Origin of the sequence: Paenibacillus sp. FSL P4-0184 (assembly GCF_038004625.1) — a bacterium.
Classification (GTDB): Bacteria; Bacillota; Bacilli; order Paenibacillales; family Paenibacillaceae; genus Paenibacillus_AQ.
Map to the genome: position 1 here is coordinate 3525955 of NZ_JBBORN010000001.1, position 13288 is coordinate 3539242.

Genomic DNA, 13288 nt, shown 5'->3' on the forward strand with positions numbered 1-13288 from the left:
AAGACTTGATCCTTGAAAACTGGATACCGAAACGAATTTGCGTTTTAGAACATCTTTTAGCTAAAACTTGTGTAAACAAGTACGTTAGTTATTAGCTGGAAGCGAAGATTTTCAATTGTGCGAACAAGCGAAACATCGGAGCGAAGGTTAAGCTAATAAGAGCACACGGAGGATGCCTAGGCGCCAGGAGCCGACGAAGGACGTGGCGAACAACGAAACTGCCTCGGGGAGCTGTAAGCAAGCTTTGATCCGGGGGTGTCCGAATGGGGAAACCCAGCTGTGGTAATTCGCAGTTACTCATCTCTGAACACATAGGAGATGTAGAGGCAGACCAGGGGAACTGAAACATCTAAGTACCCTGAGGAAGAGAAAACAATAGTGATTCCGTCAGTAGCGGCGAGCGAACGCGGAACAGCCTAAACCTAAGAGCTTGCTCTTAGGGGTTGTGGGACGTCTCACATGGAGTTACAAAGGAATATGGTAGGTGAAGAGGTCTGGAAAGGCCCGCGATAGAGGTAAAAGCCCTGTAACCTAAACTGTGTTCTCTCCGAGACGGATCCCGAGTAGTGCGGGGCACGTGAAACCCCGTATGAATCCAGCAGGACCATCTGCTAAGGCTAAATACTACCTGGCGACCGATAGTGAAACAGTACCGTGAGGGAAAGGTGAAAAGCACCCCGGAAGGGGAGTGAAATAGAACCTGAAACCGTGTGCTTACAAAAAGTCAGAGCCCTATTAATGGGTGATGGCGTGCCTTTTGTAGAATGAACCGGCGAGTTACGTTTAACATGCAAGGTTAAGTCGAGAAGACGGAGCCGCAGCGAAAGCGAGTCTGAATAGGGCGATTGAGTATGTGGACGTAGACCCGAAACCGTGTGATCTACCCCTGTCCAGGGTGAAGGTGCGGTAACACGCACTGGAGGCCCGAACCCACGCATGTTGAAAAATGCGGGGATGAGGTGGGGGTAGCGGAGAAATTCCAATCGAACTCGGAGATAGCTGGTTCTCCCCGAAATAGCTTTAGGGCTAGCCTCGGTATAAGAGTAGTGGAGGTAGAGCACTGATTGGGTGCGGGGTCCGCAAGGATTACCAAGCTCAGTCAAACTCCGAATGCCATATACTTATTGCCGGGAGTCAGACAGTGAGTGCTAAGATCCATTGTCAAAAGGGAAACAGCCCAGACCATCAGCTAAGGTCCCCAAGTGTGTGTTAAGTGGGAAAGGATGTGGAGTTGCACAGACAACCAGGATGTTGGCTTAGAAGCAGCCACCATTGAAAGAGTGCGTAATAGCTCACTGGTCGAGTGACTCTGCGCCGAAAATGTAACGGGGCTAAACACACCACCGAAGCTATGGCTAGATACGTATGTATCTGGGGTAGGGGAGCGTTGTATGTGGGTTGAAGGTGTACCGTAAGGAGCGCTGGACAGCATACAAGTGAGAATGCCGGTATGAGTAACGAAAAGATCAGTGAGAATCTGATCCGCCGAAAGCCCAAGGTTTCCTGAGGAAGGCTCGTCCGCTCAGGGTAAGTCGGGACCTAAGGCGAGGCCGAAAGGCGTAGTCGAAGGACAACAGTTTGAAATTACTGTACCACCGTAATCCGCTATGAGCGATGGGGTGACGCAGGAGGGTAGTGACGCGGACTGATGGATATGTCCGTCTAAGCAGTGAGGCTGATGTGTAGGCAAATCCGCACATCGTTAAGGCTGGGCTGTGATGGGGAGCGAAAATTACAGTAGCGAAGGTCATGATCTCACACTGCCAAGAAAAGCCTCTAGCCAGGAGAAGGTGCCCGTACCGCAAACCGACACAGGTAGGCGAGAAGAGAATTCTAAGGCGCGCGGAAGAACTCTCGTTAAGGAACTCGGCAAAATGACCCCGTAACTTCGGGAGAAGGGGTGCCCCGGTAGTGTGAATAGCACGAGGGGGCCGCAGTGAAAAGGCCCAAGCGACTGTTTAGCAAAAACACAGGTCTGTGCGAAGCCGCAAGGCGAAGTATACGGGCTGACGCCTGCCCGGTGCTGGAAGGTTAAGGGGAGTGGTTAGGGGTAACCCGAAGCTATGAACCGAAGCCCCAGTAAACGGCGGCCGTAACTATAACGGTCCTAAGGTAGCGAAATTCCTTGTCAGGTAAATTCTGACCCGCACGAATGGCGTAACGACTTGGGCGCTGTCTCAACGAGAGATCCGGTGAAATTTTAATACCTGTGAAGATGCAGGTTACCCGCGACAAGACGGAAAGACCCCATGGAGCTTTACTGCAGCTTGATATTGAATTTGGGTACGATCTGTACAGGATAGGTGGGAGCCGTAGAAATCGGAGCGCAAGCTTCGGTGGAGGCGCCGTTGGGATACCACCCTGATCGTATCTAGGTTCTAACCTAGTACCCTAATCGGGTACGGGGACCGTGTCAGGCGGGCAGTTTGACTGGGGCGGTCGCCTCCTAAAGAGTAACGGAGGCGTTCCAAGGTTCCCTCAGAATGGTTGGAAATCATTCGAAGAGTGCAAAGGCATAAGGGAGCTTGACTGCGAGACCTACAAGTCGAGCAGGGACGAAAGTCGGACTTAGTGATCCGGTGGTACCGCATGGAAGGGCCATCGCTCAACGGATAAAAGCTACCCTGGGGATAACAGGCTTATCTCCCCCAAGAGTCCACATCGACGGGGAGGTTTGGCACCTCGATGTCGGCTCATCGCATCCTGGGGCTGAAGTAGGTCCCAAGGGTTGGGCTGTTCGCCCATTAAAGCGGTACGCGAGCTGGGTTCAGAACGTCGTGAGACAGTTCGGTCCCTATCTGTCGTGGGCGCAGGAAATTTGAGAGGAGCTGTCCTTAGTACGAGAGGACCGGGATGGACGTACCGCTGGTGCACCAGTTGTTTCGCCAGAAGCATGGCTGGGTAGCTACGTACGGACGGGATAAGCGCTGAAAGCATCTAAGCGTGAAGCCCCCCTCAAGATGAGATTTCCCAATTAGTAAGACCCCTTGAAGACGACGAGGTAGATAGGTTGGAGGTGGAAGTGCAGTAATGCATGGAGCTGACCAATACTAATCGGTCGAGGGCTTATCCTATACTTAAAATGCAAATTCAATTCGGATTCAGTTTTCAGGCATCAAGCCTGTACACGCTTAGAAATTCATTCTCACTTCTGGTGATGAACGAAATTTCACGCGGCAGCGTCTGTTTCACAGACGCATGTTTGGTGGCGATAGCGGAGGGGTTCCACGCGTACCCATCCCGAACACGACCGTTAAGCCCTCCAGCGCCGATGGTACTTGGACCGAAGGGTCCTGGGAGAGTAGGACGTTGCCAAGCACGCAAGACCACTGTTGAGTAATCGACAGTGGTCTTTTTGTTGTGCCTTGTAGAGTGAATTTGCTTGTAAGTTTTTATGATAAAGTGGTTTAATAGAGTCACTAATAGATTATTCATGGGGGATAAAGATCTTGATTATATGGATCAATGGAGCTTTTGGTGCGGGGAAGACAGAAACTGCATATGAATTACATCGCAGACTTCCTGATTCTTTTGTATACGATCCAGAGAATGTAGGGTATTACATAAGAGCAAACATTCCCGATGTGATGACAAAAAGTGACTTTCAGGACTATTATCTTTGGCGTGAAATTAACCATTCCATGTTAAAATACATAGCTAGTGAATATAGGGGAACGATTATCGTACCTATGACCATAGTCAATCCAGAATATTGGATGGACATTGCTGGTAATCTAATAAATGAGGGATTAGAGGTTCATCATTTTACTTTGTGTGCCTCACGAGAGACGCTGCTCAAGAGATTGGGTGTTAGAGGTGAAGAGAATGACTCGTGGGCCGTTCAACAGATCGACAGATGCCTCTCAGGGCTTAATAAGGACGTATTCAAAGACCATTTAGACACAAATAACCTGACTACTCTAGGAGTCGTAAAGATGATAGCTAGTAAGCTTGATATCACTTTAACGCCTATTATAGAAGAAAAGTGAAAATATATTAATTTAGGTATTGCTATACTTCGAAATACATGATATAATCTTTTTTGTTGTCAAAACATTTTGTTTTCAATACGGCCCGTTGGTCAAGGGGTTAAGACACCTCCCTTTCACGGAGGTAACATGGGTTCGAATCCCATACGGGTCACCAATTTCTTTAAAACGTAATTGTTCTTCTGAAATAAAATGTTGCATTACAGGTTGGAATGTGTTATGATAATTGAGTTGCTTCTTTACATGGAGGCTTAGCTCAGCTGGGAGAGCATCTGCCTTACAAGCAGAGGGTCGGGGGTTCGATCCCCTCAGCCTCCACCATGAAGCTTTCTTATGGTAATGAATAGCTAAATATTTTTAATGACGCGGGGTGGAGCAGCCCGGTAGCTCGTCGGGCTCATAACCCGAAGGCCGCAGGTTCAAATCCTGCCCCCGCAACCAATTTTCATCAAGCAATTATATCTTTTGGAACCGTGGTGTAGTTGGCCTAACATGCCTGCCTGTCACGCAGGAGATCGCGAGTTCGAATCTCGTCGGTTCCGCCATTTTTCTTGCTTCATGAGCCATTAGCTCAGTTGGTAGAGCACCTGACTTTTAATCAGGGTGTCGAAGGTTCGAGTCCTTCATGGCTCACTTCTTAAGTGAGTCGGACACTAATACATATCGTGTGCGGACGTGGCTCAGCGGTAGAGCATCGCCTTGCCAAGGCGAGGGTCGCGGGTTCGATTCCCGTCGTCCGCTCCATATAAATTTTGCGCCCTTAGCTCAGCTGGATAGAGCGTTTGACTACGAATCAAAAGGCCGGGAGTTCGAATCTCTCAGGGCGCGCCATATTTTAACTTCATACTTTGCCGGCGTGGCGGAATGGCAGACGCGCTCGACTCAAAATCGAGAGGGAAACCGTGGAGGTTCGAGTCCTCTCGCCGGTATCAATTAGCAAGCGAAGCTCTTATGCGTTAAGCTAAGGGCTTTTGCTTTTCAAGTATAGCAAGGTAAATCATTATATTGTGGACTCTTAGCTCAGTTGGTAGAGCAGTAGACTCTTAATCTATTTGTCCAGGGTTCGAGCCCCTGAGAGTCCATCCTTAAAAGAAACGGCAGATGCCGTTTCTTTTTTTATATGAGTTATACGGTATCAATTATAGTCACAAAAAAAAGCCACGAAGTACGATATTAGCGTACTTCGTGGCTTTTGATATTTATGGAAGGATATTACCCGCAGCGCGGTAAATTTCATACCATTCTGGTCTGGTGAGTGTAATATCGGATGCTTTGGCAATATCCCGCAATCGCTGCGTATTGGTTGTACCTACAACAGGCTGCATATTTGCCGGATGTCTGAGAATCCAGGCAATGGCAATAGCAGTATTGGTAACCTCTTTTTCAGCTGCCAAACGGTTAATGACCTCGTTCAATTCAGGGAACTTGTCGTTGTCCAAGAATACACCTTCAAAAAAGCCATATTGGAAAGGCGACCATGGCTGAATGGTCATGTCATGAAGACGGCTGTACTCCAAAATCCCGCCATCATGAACAACCGAACCGGAGGTTGTCATATTCACATTAAAGCCGGTATCAATCATACCCGTAAACATAATGCTTAATTGCAGCTGGTTGAACAGCAGTGGTTGCTTTACATTTTTCTTCAGTAGCTCGATTTGTAACGGGTTCTGGTTGCTGACACCAAAATGCTTGACCAATCCCTTGTTCTCCAGAATGTCAAAAGCCTCAGCCACTTCTTCCGGCTCGAAAAGCGTGTCAGGACGGTGAAGCAAGAGCACATCGATATAATCGGTCTTCAAGCGTTTTAGGCTACCCTCTACGGATTGTAGGATATGCTCTTTGGAAAAATCAAAATAGCCCTTGCGGATTCCGCATTTGGTTTGGATCAGCATTTTATCACGCATACCAGGATTGTTCTGAAGTACCCCTGCGAATACCTCTTCAGCTTTGCCGTCCGCATAAATGTCGGCATGATCAAAGAAGTCTATTCCGAGCTCCAACGCACTATGTACATGTGTATCAGCCTCTTTTGCAGATAAATCCGCAATCCGCATACAGCCAAGCGAAATTTGGGATACGTCAAGTACACCATTCGCTACACTTATTTTCTTAACCATGAGTGATTCACTCCTTAGAATGTAAGTTAGAACTTGCAGTATTCTATCAAACCATATCACAAAGTGGGAGGCTAAGCCAATATGCCCTACGACGTATAGGTAGGTTGTAAGCAAAGTACAAAAAAGAGGCTGCCACATCAGTAGAATTCACTACTTTTGCAGACAACCTCTTTGTTTATATATCCATAATTAGCATATGGAAGTATTCAGAATCATTTTAGTACATATTCGGAATGTCGACATTAGGATCAATATCTGCTTCGTAGTCTATGCCATCTGTTCTAAAGCCAAACAGATTGAAGAAATCTTGGCGGTAGCCTTCAAGATCTGCCAGCTCACCTGCATTATCAGTTGTCAGCTCGTCCCAACGTTTCATAACCTCTGTCTGAACGTCCTCACGCATTTCCCAGTCGTCAATGCGGATCAAGCAGCTTCCGTCCGCAGTAGCCTTGCCTTCACCGTATAGGTGCTCAGAGAACAAGCGATACATTTGTTCAATACAGTTCTCGTGCAGGCCTTTTTCCTTCATCACTTCATAAAGTGCAGAGATATATAGGGGCACTACAGGAATAGCTGAGCTGGACTGAGTTACGAGCGCCTTATTAACGGATACAAAGGCACGTCCGCCTTTTGATGAAAGAAGGTCATTCATTTGGATCGCAGTCTGTTCCAGATCGTGCTTGGCTTGGCCAATTGTTCCGTCCCGATAGATAGGGTGAGTGATTTCAGGCCCGATGTAGGAGTAAGCAACGGTAGTAGCACCATCTGCAAGGACATCAGCTGCTTGAAGCTGATCGATCCACATTCTCCAGTCTTCGCCGCCCATTACAGCGATGGTCTGACGTACCTCCTCTTCATTAGCAGGCTCAATGGTGGTCATGGATACTTCGCCTGTATGGAAGTTCAAGGTTTTATTCGAATAAGCTATTCCCACTGGTTTAATAACGGAGGAGAAGGTTTCTCCTGTTACCGGATGGGTACGACGAGGTGAAGCGACACTATAAATAACTAAATCGATGGTGCCATATTCAGCTTTAATCAATGCAATGGTCTTCTCTTTAATCGCATCAGAGAAGGCATCGCCAACTATGCTGTGTGATTTAAGTCCAAGCTCTGCTGCTTGTTGTTCAAAGGCAGCGGAGTTGTACCAGCCTGCAGATGCGGTGCGCTGACCTTCCGCAGCCTTATCGAAGAACACACCAATGGTATTGGCGCCAGCACCAAAAGCAGCTGAAATTCTAGAAGCCAGTCCGTATCCGGTAGAGGCACCGATGACAAGTACATTCGCAGGGCCCTCAATTTTCGTTTGCGCTTTTACATATTCAATTTGTTGTTCTATTTGTTTGGCGCATCCCTCTGGATGGGCTGTTGTACATATAAATCCGCGTGTTTTAGGTTGAATAATCATCAAGGAATTCCCCTTTGTATAAAAATTTAAGTCTACTGATACACAGAGAAAGTATAGCAAACAATATTTACTAATACAAAGAATTTAGGATATTCGATAAGAATCCGCTGCCCTGTATTTTTGTTTGTTGGCTAGCTGCGCTATCGAGTCTTGATCATTTATTAAGGCTTGCGGACTCCAGTGACGCTATTCCTTAGAAAAGGGGCTGCCCCAGTAGCCATTTCATGACTTCAAGGACAACCCCCTTTACATTATAAGGCGCTATTACGCCTTAAAGATTGAATCAATCGCTTTGATCTCATCTGGTGTCAGCTGAACTTTCAGAGTCTGGAGATTCGATACGATCTGTTCCGGACGTTTAGCTCCGGGAATAAGTGCGTCGATGGAAGGTACGGTCAAATACCAGGCTAGCACCACATGTGCGACTTCAACACCTTTGGCATCGGCAATTTGGCGAACCTTGTCCACCTTCTCCAGGTTTTTGGCAAAGGTCGCTCCTTGAAACATTGGGTTGTTCTTTCTATTGTCGCTGAACGTATCGCCTTGCTTATACTTGCCGCCAAGAAGGCCGGACGCGAGTGGGAAGTAAGGAACGAAAGAAATGCCAAGCTCCTGCGTGTAAGGGAGCAGTTCTTTTTCTGCATCACGGTGCAGCAGGTTGTAATGGGATTGGAGAACATCCACATGCCCGTCCTTGTTGGCTTCTCTCAGCTGTTCAATGGAGAAGTTGGAGACCCCGATCGCTTTGATCTTTCCTTCATCCTTCAGCTTCTTAAGCTCGCCAACAGCTTCATCCTTAGGAGTGCTTTCATCAGGGAAATGAATATAGTAAAGATCGATATAATCGGTCTGGAGGCGTTTCAAGCTGTCTTCCACAGACTGTCTTAGAAAAGCTGGAGAGTTGTCGATCGTAACCTTATCGCCAGTAATCTTGTGAGCGCCCTTAGTAGCAATAACCACATTGTCACGGCCGCCTCTTTCTCTCAGCACTTCTCCAATAAGTTCCTCGGATCTACCTGGACCATAGATAAAGGCAGTATCAATGAAATTGATCCCATGGTCAAGAGCGTTGCGAACGATGTCTTTACCAGTCTCATCATTTAAGCCGGGAAATAAATTATGCCCACCAACAGCATTGGCACCCAGTCCGAGAGGGAGTACCTGCAAATTTGTTCTACCTAAAGTTATTTTACTAGACATAATCAATCGTCAGCTCCTTAAAATAGAATATGAACTATATTAAGTATAGCTAATAGCCCGTGGTAAGACAAATTGCTGATTTTCAGCTTTATACATGAATATTTAAAGCGTATAAGTTATGATATAAAGAATAATTTTGCGTTCCCACATTTGTTGCCACAATGAAGTAAAGGAGGTTTGTCTTATGCTAGTTATTAATCAAAATGAAGTGGCTGAGCTATTAGCAATGGAGTCTTGCATCACAGTGATGGAATCCGTTTTGTATGACTTGTCCGCAGGACAAGTCATACAGAGCTTAAGACAAGTACTCCCGCTGCACCAAGGCAATCTGATTGGCTTAATGCCGGGCTTTTTGCAGAGTGAAGAAGTAGCAGGCGCCAAAATCATCAGTGTATTTCCAAGCAACCATGGCTCAGGTTTACCTTCCCATCAAGGGCTTGTTACGTTATTCGATTCTTCTACCGGTGTTCTGAAAGCTGTAGTAGATGGACAGAAGATTACCGCAATTCGTACAGCAGCTGTTAGTGCAGTAGCCACTCGTTATCTGGCTAGAGAAGATGCAGAGGTGCTTGCCATTCTAGGTACCGGCGAGCAAGCCAAAAGTCATCTGGATGCGATGCTACTGGTTCGATCGATTCGTGAGGTCAGAGTTTGGAGTAGGACACTTGCAAAGGCAAGAGATTTCCAAGCAGAAATGAGCCGTAAATATGGTGTGGACATCCTTGTGGCTGAGTCTATTCAAGAGGCAGTTAATCCAGCAGATATCATTTGTACCGTAACGGCATCTACAGAGCCTGTGCTCAAAGGAGAATGGCTGAAGCCTGGAGTACATATCAATGCGGTTGGAGCCTGCAGAGCAGCGGATCGTGAGCTGGATTCGGAGACCGTACGGTTAGCTAAGTTATATGTAGACCGATTTGAATCCGCGCATAATGAATCTGGGGATTATTTAATTCCGCTGAACGAAGGCGTAATTACTTCAGGCCATATTATCGGTGAAATCGGTGAACTGATCAGCGGTAATATTGAGGGCAGAGCTAAAGCTGATGAGATCACTCTTTTTAAAGGACTAGGACTTGCAATAGAGGATTTAGCAGCAGCCAATTTCATTTATAATGAAGCTGTTAAATTACAAAAAGGTATTGAAATTGCATTCTAAGGAGCGACCACATGATGAGCACATATGAAGGTTTGTATGATTTCAAGTTAACGGAGCAAGACGAAGAACGGGCCGTACATTTGCATGAACAGAACATTAATATTGATTTGCTATTTCAAGGTCCCTTATCTCCAAACGCAATTCCAGAGTCTGTGTCTAAAAAAATAAAAGAGCTGTGTGAGCCCTATAAAGATGAGCCAATGATATACAGCAGCATGCCAGCAAAAATGATCACAAAGCTATCGGCCAGCGGTGAGATCCCCGAGTATAAAAGTGAATGGTATAAATCGGGAATTACCGCGGGTAACCGGGAACTTCATTTAGAGTCCTTTGAAAGCATGATAAATAGCATGGCTGAAGTTCAGCTTCAGTTTGACTCCGCAGATTGGTTAGTTAAAGCTTTAACCGCAGAGGACATACGTGCAGCCAAGCGTAATGGCCATAAGGCGGGTATTATCACAGCGCAAGAAACGGATGGCCTAGGTACCAATCTGGACCTATTAGATGTGTTACATAATTTTGGCTTAAGAATTTTACAATTAACTTATAACAATCAGAATCAGGTCGGTGCAGGCTGTGCAGAACAGTCGAACGCTGGGATTACGAATTATGGAAAAAGATTCATTGAGCGTCTGAACAAGCTCGGGATCATTGTAGATACGGGACATTGTGGAAAACAGACCACGCTCGATGCTTGCCAGTATTCTAAGACTCCGGTCATTGCTTCACACACGGGTGTAGAGGCTATCTATCCACATATGCGCTGTAAAAGTGATGAAGAGATTATCGCGATAGCGAAGACGGGTGGAGTTATCGGTATTTTTGCTATGCCGTGGTTTGTTCATGAAGATCCTAACCATACGACCATTGATCATGTGCTGGATCATATCGAATATGTGATTCGGCTTGTAGGCGTGGATCATGTCGGGATTGGAACGGATTGGCCGATGAGTGATGTGCTTTGGTCCTTGGTTTATTTTAAAGAACATATTGCACCTAAGCTAGGATTTGCCAAAGGAGACGGACCTTCTACTGAAACCGTTGCTGGGCTTGAAAAATATAGCTATTTTATCAACTTTACTAGAGGTCTAGTGGCTCGCGGTTATAAGGATGAGGATATTGCAAAGATTATGGGTGGCAACTGGCTGCGCGTGTTTGAAGAAATTTGGGGATAGGGGATAAATAGATGACAACATACTTGAACACAACTACATTTAACTTCTACTGTTCTGGCATTTATTCAGGGAAAATACATTTTACGGAACAACAAATTTTGCTCGCTAAGGTTGATCCACGCAGACGAACACAAATGCAATACAATGCGCTGGATAGCCAGTTCAAGACCGTCCTTCCATTTCAAAAAATCCACGAACACTTGGACGCTTACGCTAAAGCAGAATGGGTCAATGATGAGGTAGTTCTAAGTAATGGTGATCTTTATCAAAAGCATATTCAGTATCAGGCTGTATTGGATGGCCGTGAGCTTACTTCACAAGTATGGGCGCTACGAAAAGAGACGGCACTGGATATTGTGACCTTGGATGGTGAGATTATTGCCTTTCTTACGCCGAATCGGTATGGCATCGAGCTGATTGTTAAAGCAGGATATGAGAAGCTGACGCCTCTGGTTGTTTATGATGATCCCCTTTTGTCCAAGCCAGAGTATGGTGTAAATGATTTGGGTACGGATCTGATTCCGATGCGTGATGGCGTGAGACTGGCTACGGATGTGTTTCTTCCTGAGGGCATTCAGCCGGGAACCAAGCTGCCGACGATTCTTGTGAGAACCTGCTATGACCGTAATGGGAAAAAGGAGATTTTTATGAGATGGGCTAACAAAGGTTATGCAGTGGTATCACAGGACGTAAGAGGTCGGGCGGATTCGGAGGGGGAATTGATCCCTTTTTATAATGAACGGGATGATGGCTACGATACGATCGATTGGATTATCGCGCAGGAGTGGTCAGATGGCAATGTTGGAATGTGGGGCGCGTCCTATCTCGGCTTTGTGGTTGTCTCGGCGGCGACCAGTGGGCACCCTAATTTGAAGGCTGTTGTGGATGAAGTGAATGTTGGCTCACCGTTTGTAGATACAGCGCGTAAGGGTGGGACGCTTTGCTCTTGGCCACTCTTGTCTTGGACGCTTGCACAATCTGTGGGTACCCGGACGGATTTTGATATTTTTGGGGGCATTACGGTGAACCCAGAATCGGCCGTCGATGCGAGACCGATTAAGGAGATTCCACAGCAAATGATCGGCAAAGCATCCGGACCATGGGATTTGTGGAGCCAGCATCCGGAGTATGATGATTTCTGGAGAAACTGTACCTTTACGGAACGTGGGGATCAAGTGCAGGTCCCTATGTATGTGATCTCAGGCTGGTATGATGGCGACAGCCCTGGCGTATCGGAGACTTGGAGAATGCTGACTGAACATGATGTGCCAAATCGTAAAATCCGTCTGGGTGCATGGGAGCATGGGCCAAACCGAGCCAGAGATTATGAGGGAGTAAGCTTCGGCAATGATGCAGTCGTCTATGATTATGATGTTTCTGTACTGCGCTGGTTCGACCGCTTCCTCAAAGGCATTCCGAACGGAATAGATCAGGAGCCTAGAGCCTCTTATTATGTCGTTGGTGAGAATCAGTGGAGAACGTCGGAGGATTGGACACCAGTTGAAGCTACAACTACGCCGTTTTATCTTTCCAGTGCTGGTCGGGCTAATTCAGGACAAGGAGACGGGAAGCTGCTCATAGCGCCAGAGGAACACTCTCCAGAAGATACTTATGTCTATAACCCAAATGATCCTATGAATGATAGCGGTGAGCGGGAGCCTGAAAATTTGCGGAAATATGAGCTCCGAAATGATATTCTTGTGTACACTAGTGAGGTGTTGACGGAAGAATTGACTATTGCTGGCGAATTGTCTGCTGTCATCTACGCCGCTAGCACAGGTAAGGATACGGATTGGGTAGTTACGCTTAGTGATGTGAATGAACATGGAGACTCTATCCGGTTATCTAACTATATTGTCAGAGCTAAATATCGTCATGGGTTTGATGCACCAGAGCTGCTCACGCCAGGGCAAGTGGAGGCATACGATATTTTCATGCCGAATATTGCTCACAGATTTGCGGTAGGACACCGAATTCGTTTTTCGATTACTTCTTCCAGTAAATTCGTTGCTTTCCCGAATACGAATACTGGTGATAACCCGTATGAAGATTCAGAGGCGATTACAGTGCTGCAGACTGTTTACCATAATAGTGAATATCCAAGTCATGTGAAGCTGCCGGTTATTCCTAACGCTTGAACGATACTGCAAGGTCAACCTTGCAATTAGGATAAAATAGCGATTATTCACAGAAAAGCGCATAAATGATCCCTTCTCAGGTCACAATAGGGAAAAACC

At 46.5% G+C, this 13288-nt stretch carries 7 protein-coding genes, 9 tRNA genes and 2 rRNA genes; 15 read left to right on the forward strand and 3 right to left on the reverse strand.

The window, feature by feature from the left end:
* The first annotated feature begins 145 nt into the window (after positions 1 to 145).
* The 12 genes from MKY52_RS15355 to MKY52_RS15410 all read left to right on the forward strand — a co-directional run bounded on the left by MKY52_RS15355 (position 146) and on the right by MKY52_RS15410 (position 5071).
* Positions 146 to 3074, forward strand: a 23S ribosomal RNA gene (locus MKY52_RS15355).
* Between the two features lie 127 nt (positions 3075 to 3201).
* Positions 3202 to 3318: ribosomal RNA gene (rrf, locus tag MKY52_RS15360) — 5S ribosomal RNA — on the forward strand.
* Positions 3319 to 3449: 131 nt separating this feature from the next.
* Positions 3450 to 3989, forward strand: coding sequence for an AAA family ATPase (locus MKY52_RS15365; protein ID WP_341052151.1), 540 nt, complete (start codon positions 3450 to 3452; stop codon positions 3987 to 3989).
* Between the two features lie 82 nt (positions 3990 to 4071).
* Positions 4072 to 4146: transfer RNA gene (locus tag MKY52_RS15370), tRNA-Glu, on the forward strand.
* Positions 4147 to 4234: 88 nt separating this feature from the next.
* Positions 4235 to 4310, forward strand: a tRNA-Val gene (locus tag MKY52_RS15375).
* Positions 4311 to 4353: 43 nt separating this feature from the next.
* A tRNA-Met gene (locus MKY52_RS15380) sits at positions 4354 to 4430 on the forward strand.
* A gap of 26 nt (positions 4431 to 4456) precedes the next feature.
* Positions 4457 to 4534 (forward strand) — tRNA-Asp (locus MKY52_RS15385).
* A 15-nt stretch (positions 4535 to 4549) separates the two neighbouring features.
* Positions 4550 to 4622: transfer RNA gene (locus MKY52_RS15390), tRNA-Lys, on the forward strand.
* A 36-nt stretch (positions 4623 to 4658) separates the two neighbouring features.
* Positions 4659 to 4733: transfer RNA gene (locus MKY52_RS15395), tRNA-Gly, on the forward strand.
* A 10-nt stretch (positions 4734 to 4743) separates the two neighbouring features.
* A tRNA-Arg gene (locus MKY52_RS15400) sits at positions 4744 to 4820 on the forward strand.
* Between the two features lie 19 nt (positions 4821 to 4839).
* Positions 4840 to 4918: transfer RNA gene (locus MKY52_RS15405), tRNA-Leu, on the forward strand.
* An 80-nt stretch (positions 4919 to 4998) separates the two neighbouring features.
* Positions 4999 to 5071: transfer RNA gene (locus MKY52_RS15410), tRNA-Lys, on the forward strand.
* A gap of 117 nt (positions 5072 to 5188) precedes the next feature.
* Here the strand turns inward: MKY52_RS15410 and MKY52_RS15415 are convergent.
* The 3 genes from MKY52_RS15415 to MKY52_RS15425 all read right to left on the reverse strand — a co-directional run bounded on the left by MKY52_RS15415 (position 5189) and on the right by MKY52_RS15425 (position 8717).
* On the reverse strand, positions 5189 to 6109 hold the full coding sequence (locus MKY52_RS15415) for an aldo/keto reductase (protein ID WP_341052153.1): 921 nt from the start codon (positions 6107 to 6109) through the stop codon (positions 5189 to 5191).
* 217 nt (positions 6110 to 6326) lie between these two features.
* A complete protein-coding gene (fabV, locus tag MKY52_RS15420) occupies positions 6327 to 7517 on the reverse strand; it encodes an enoyl-ACP reductase FabV (protein ID WP_341052154.1) in 1191 nt (396 codons plus the stop codon).
* A gap of 264 nt (positions 7518 to 7781) precedes the next feature.
* Positions 7782 to 8717, reverse strand: coding sequence for an aldo/keto reductase (locus MKY52_RS15425; protein ID WP_076284850.1), 936 nt, complete (start codon positions 8715 to 8717; stop codon positions 7782 to 7784).
* 184 nt (positions 8718 to 8901) lie between these two features.
* Between MKY52_RS15425 and MKY52_RS15430 the strand changes: the two genes are divergently transcribed.
* Genes MKY52_RS15430 through MKY52_RS15440 form a run of 3 tightly spaced genes read left to right on the forward strand, consistent with a single transcriptional unit; the run spans position 8902 to position 13189 of the window.
* Entirely contained in the window at positions 8902 to 9876 is a 975-nt protein-coding gene (locus tag MKY52_RS15430; protein ID WP_341052158.1) for an ornithine cyclodeaminase family protein, read from the forward strand.
* 11 nt (positions 9877 to 9887) lie between these two features.
* The gene (locus MKY52_RS15435; RefSeq protein ID WP_341052160.1) at positions 9888 to 11051 is read left to right on the forward strand and encodes a dipeptidase; all 1164 of its coding nucleotides are present in this window, start codon (positions 9888 to 9890) and stop codon (positions 11049 to 11051) included.
* Positions 11052 to 11062: 11 nt separating this feature from the next.
* On the forward strand, positions 11063 to 13189 hold the full coding sequence (locus MKY52_RS15440; RefSeq protein WP_341052161.1) for a CocE/NonD family hydrolase: 2127 nt from the start codon (positions 11063 to 11065) through the stop codon (positions 13187 to 13189).
* Positions 13190 to 13288 lie beyond the last annotated feature (99 nt).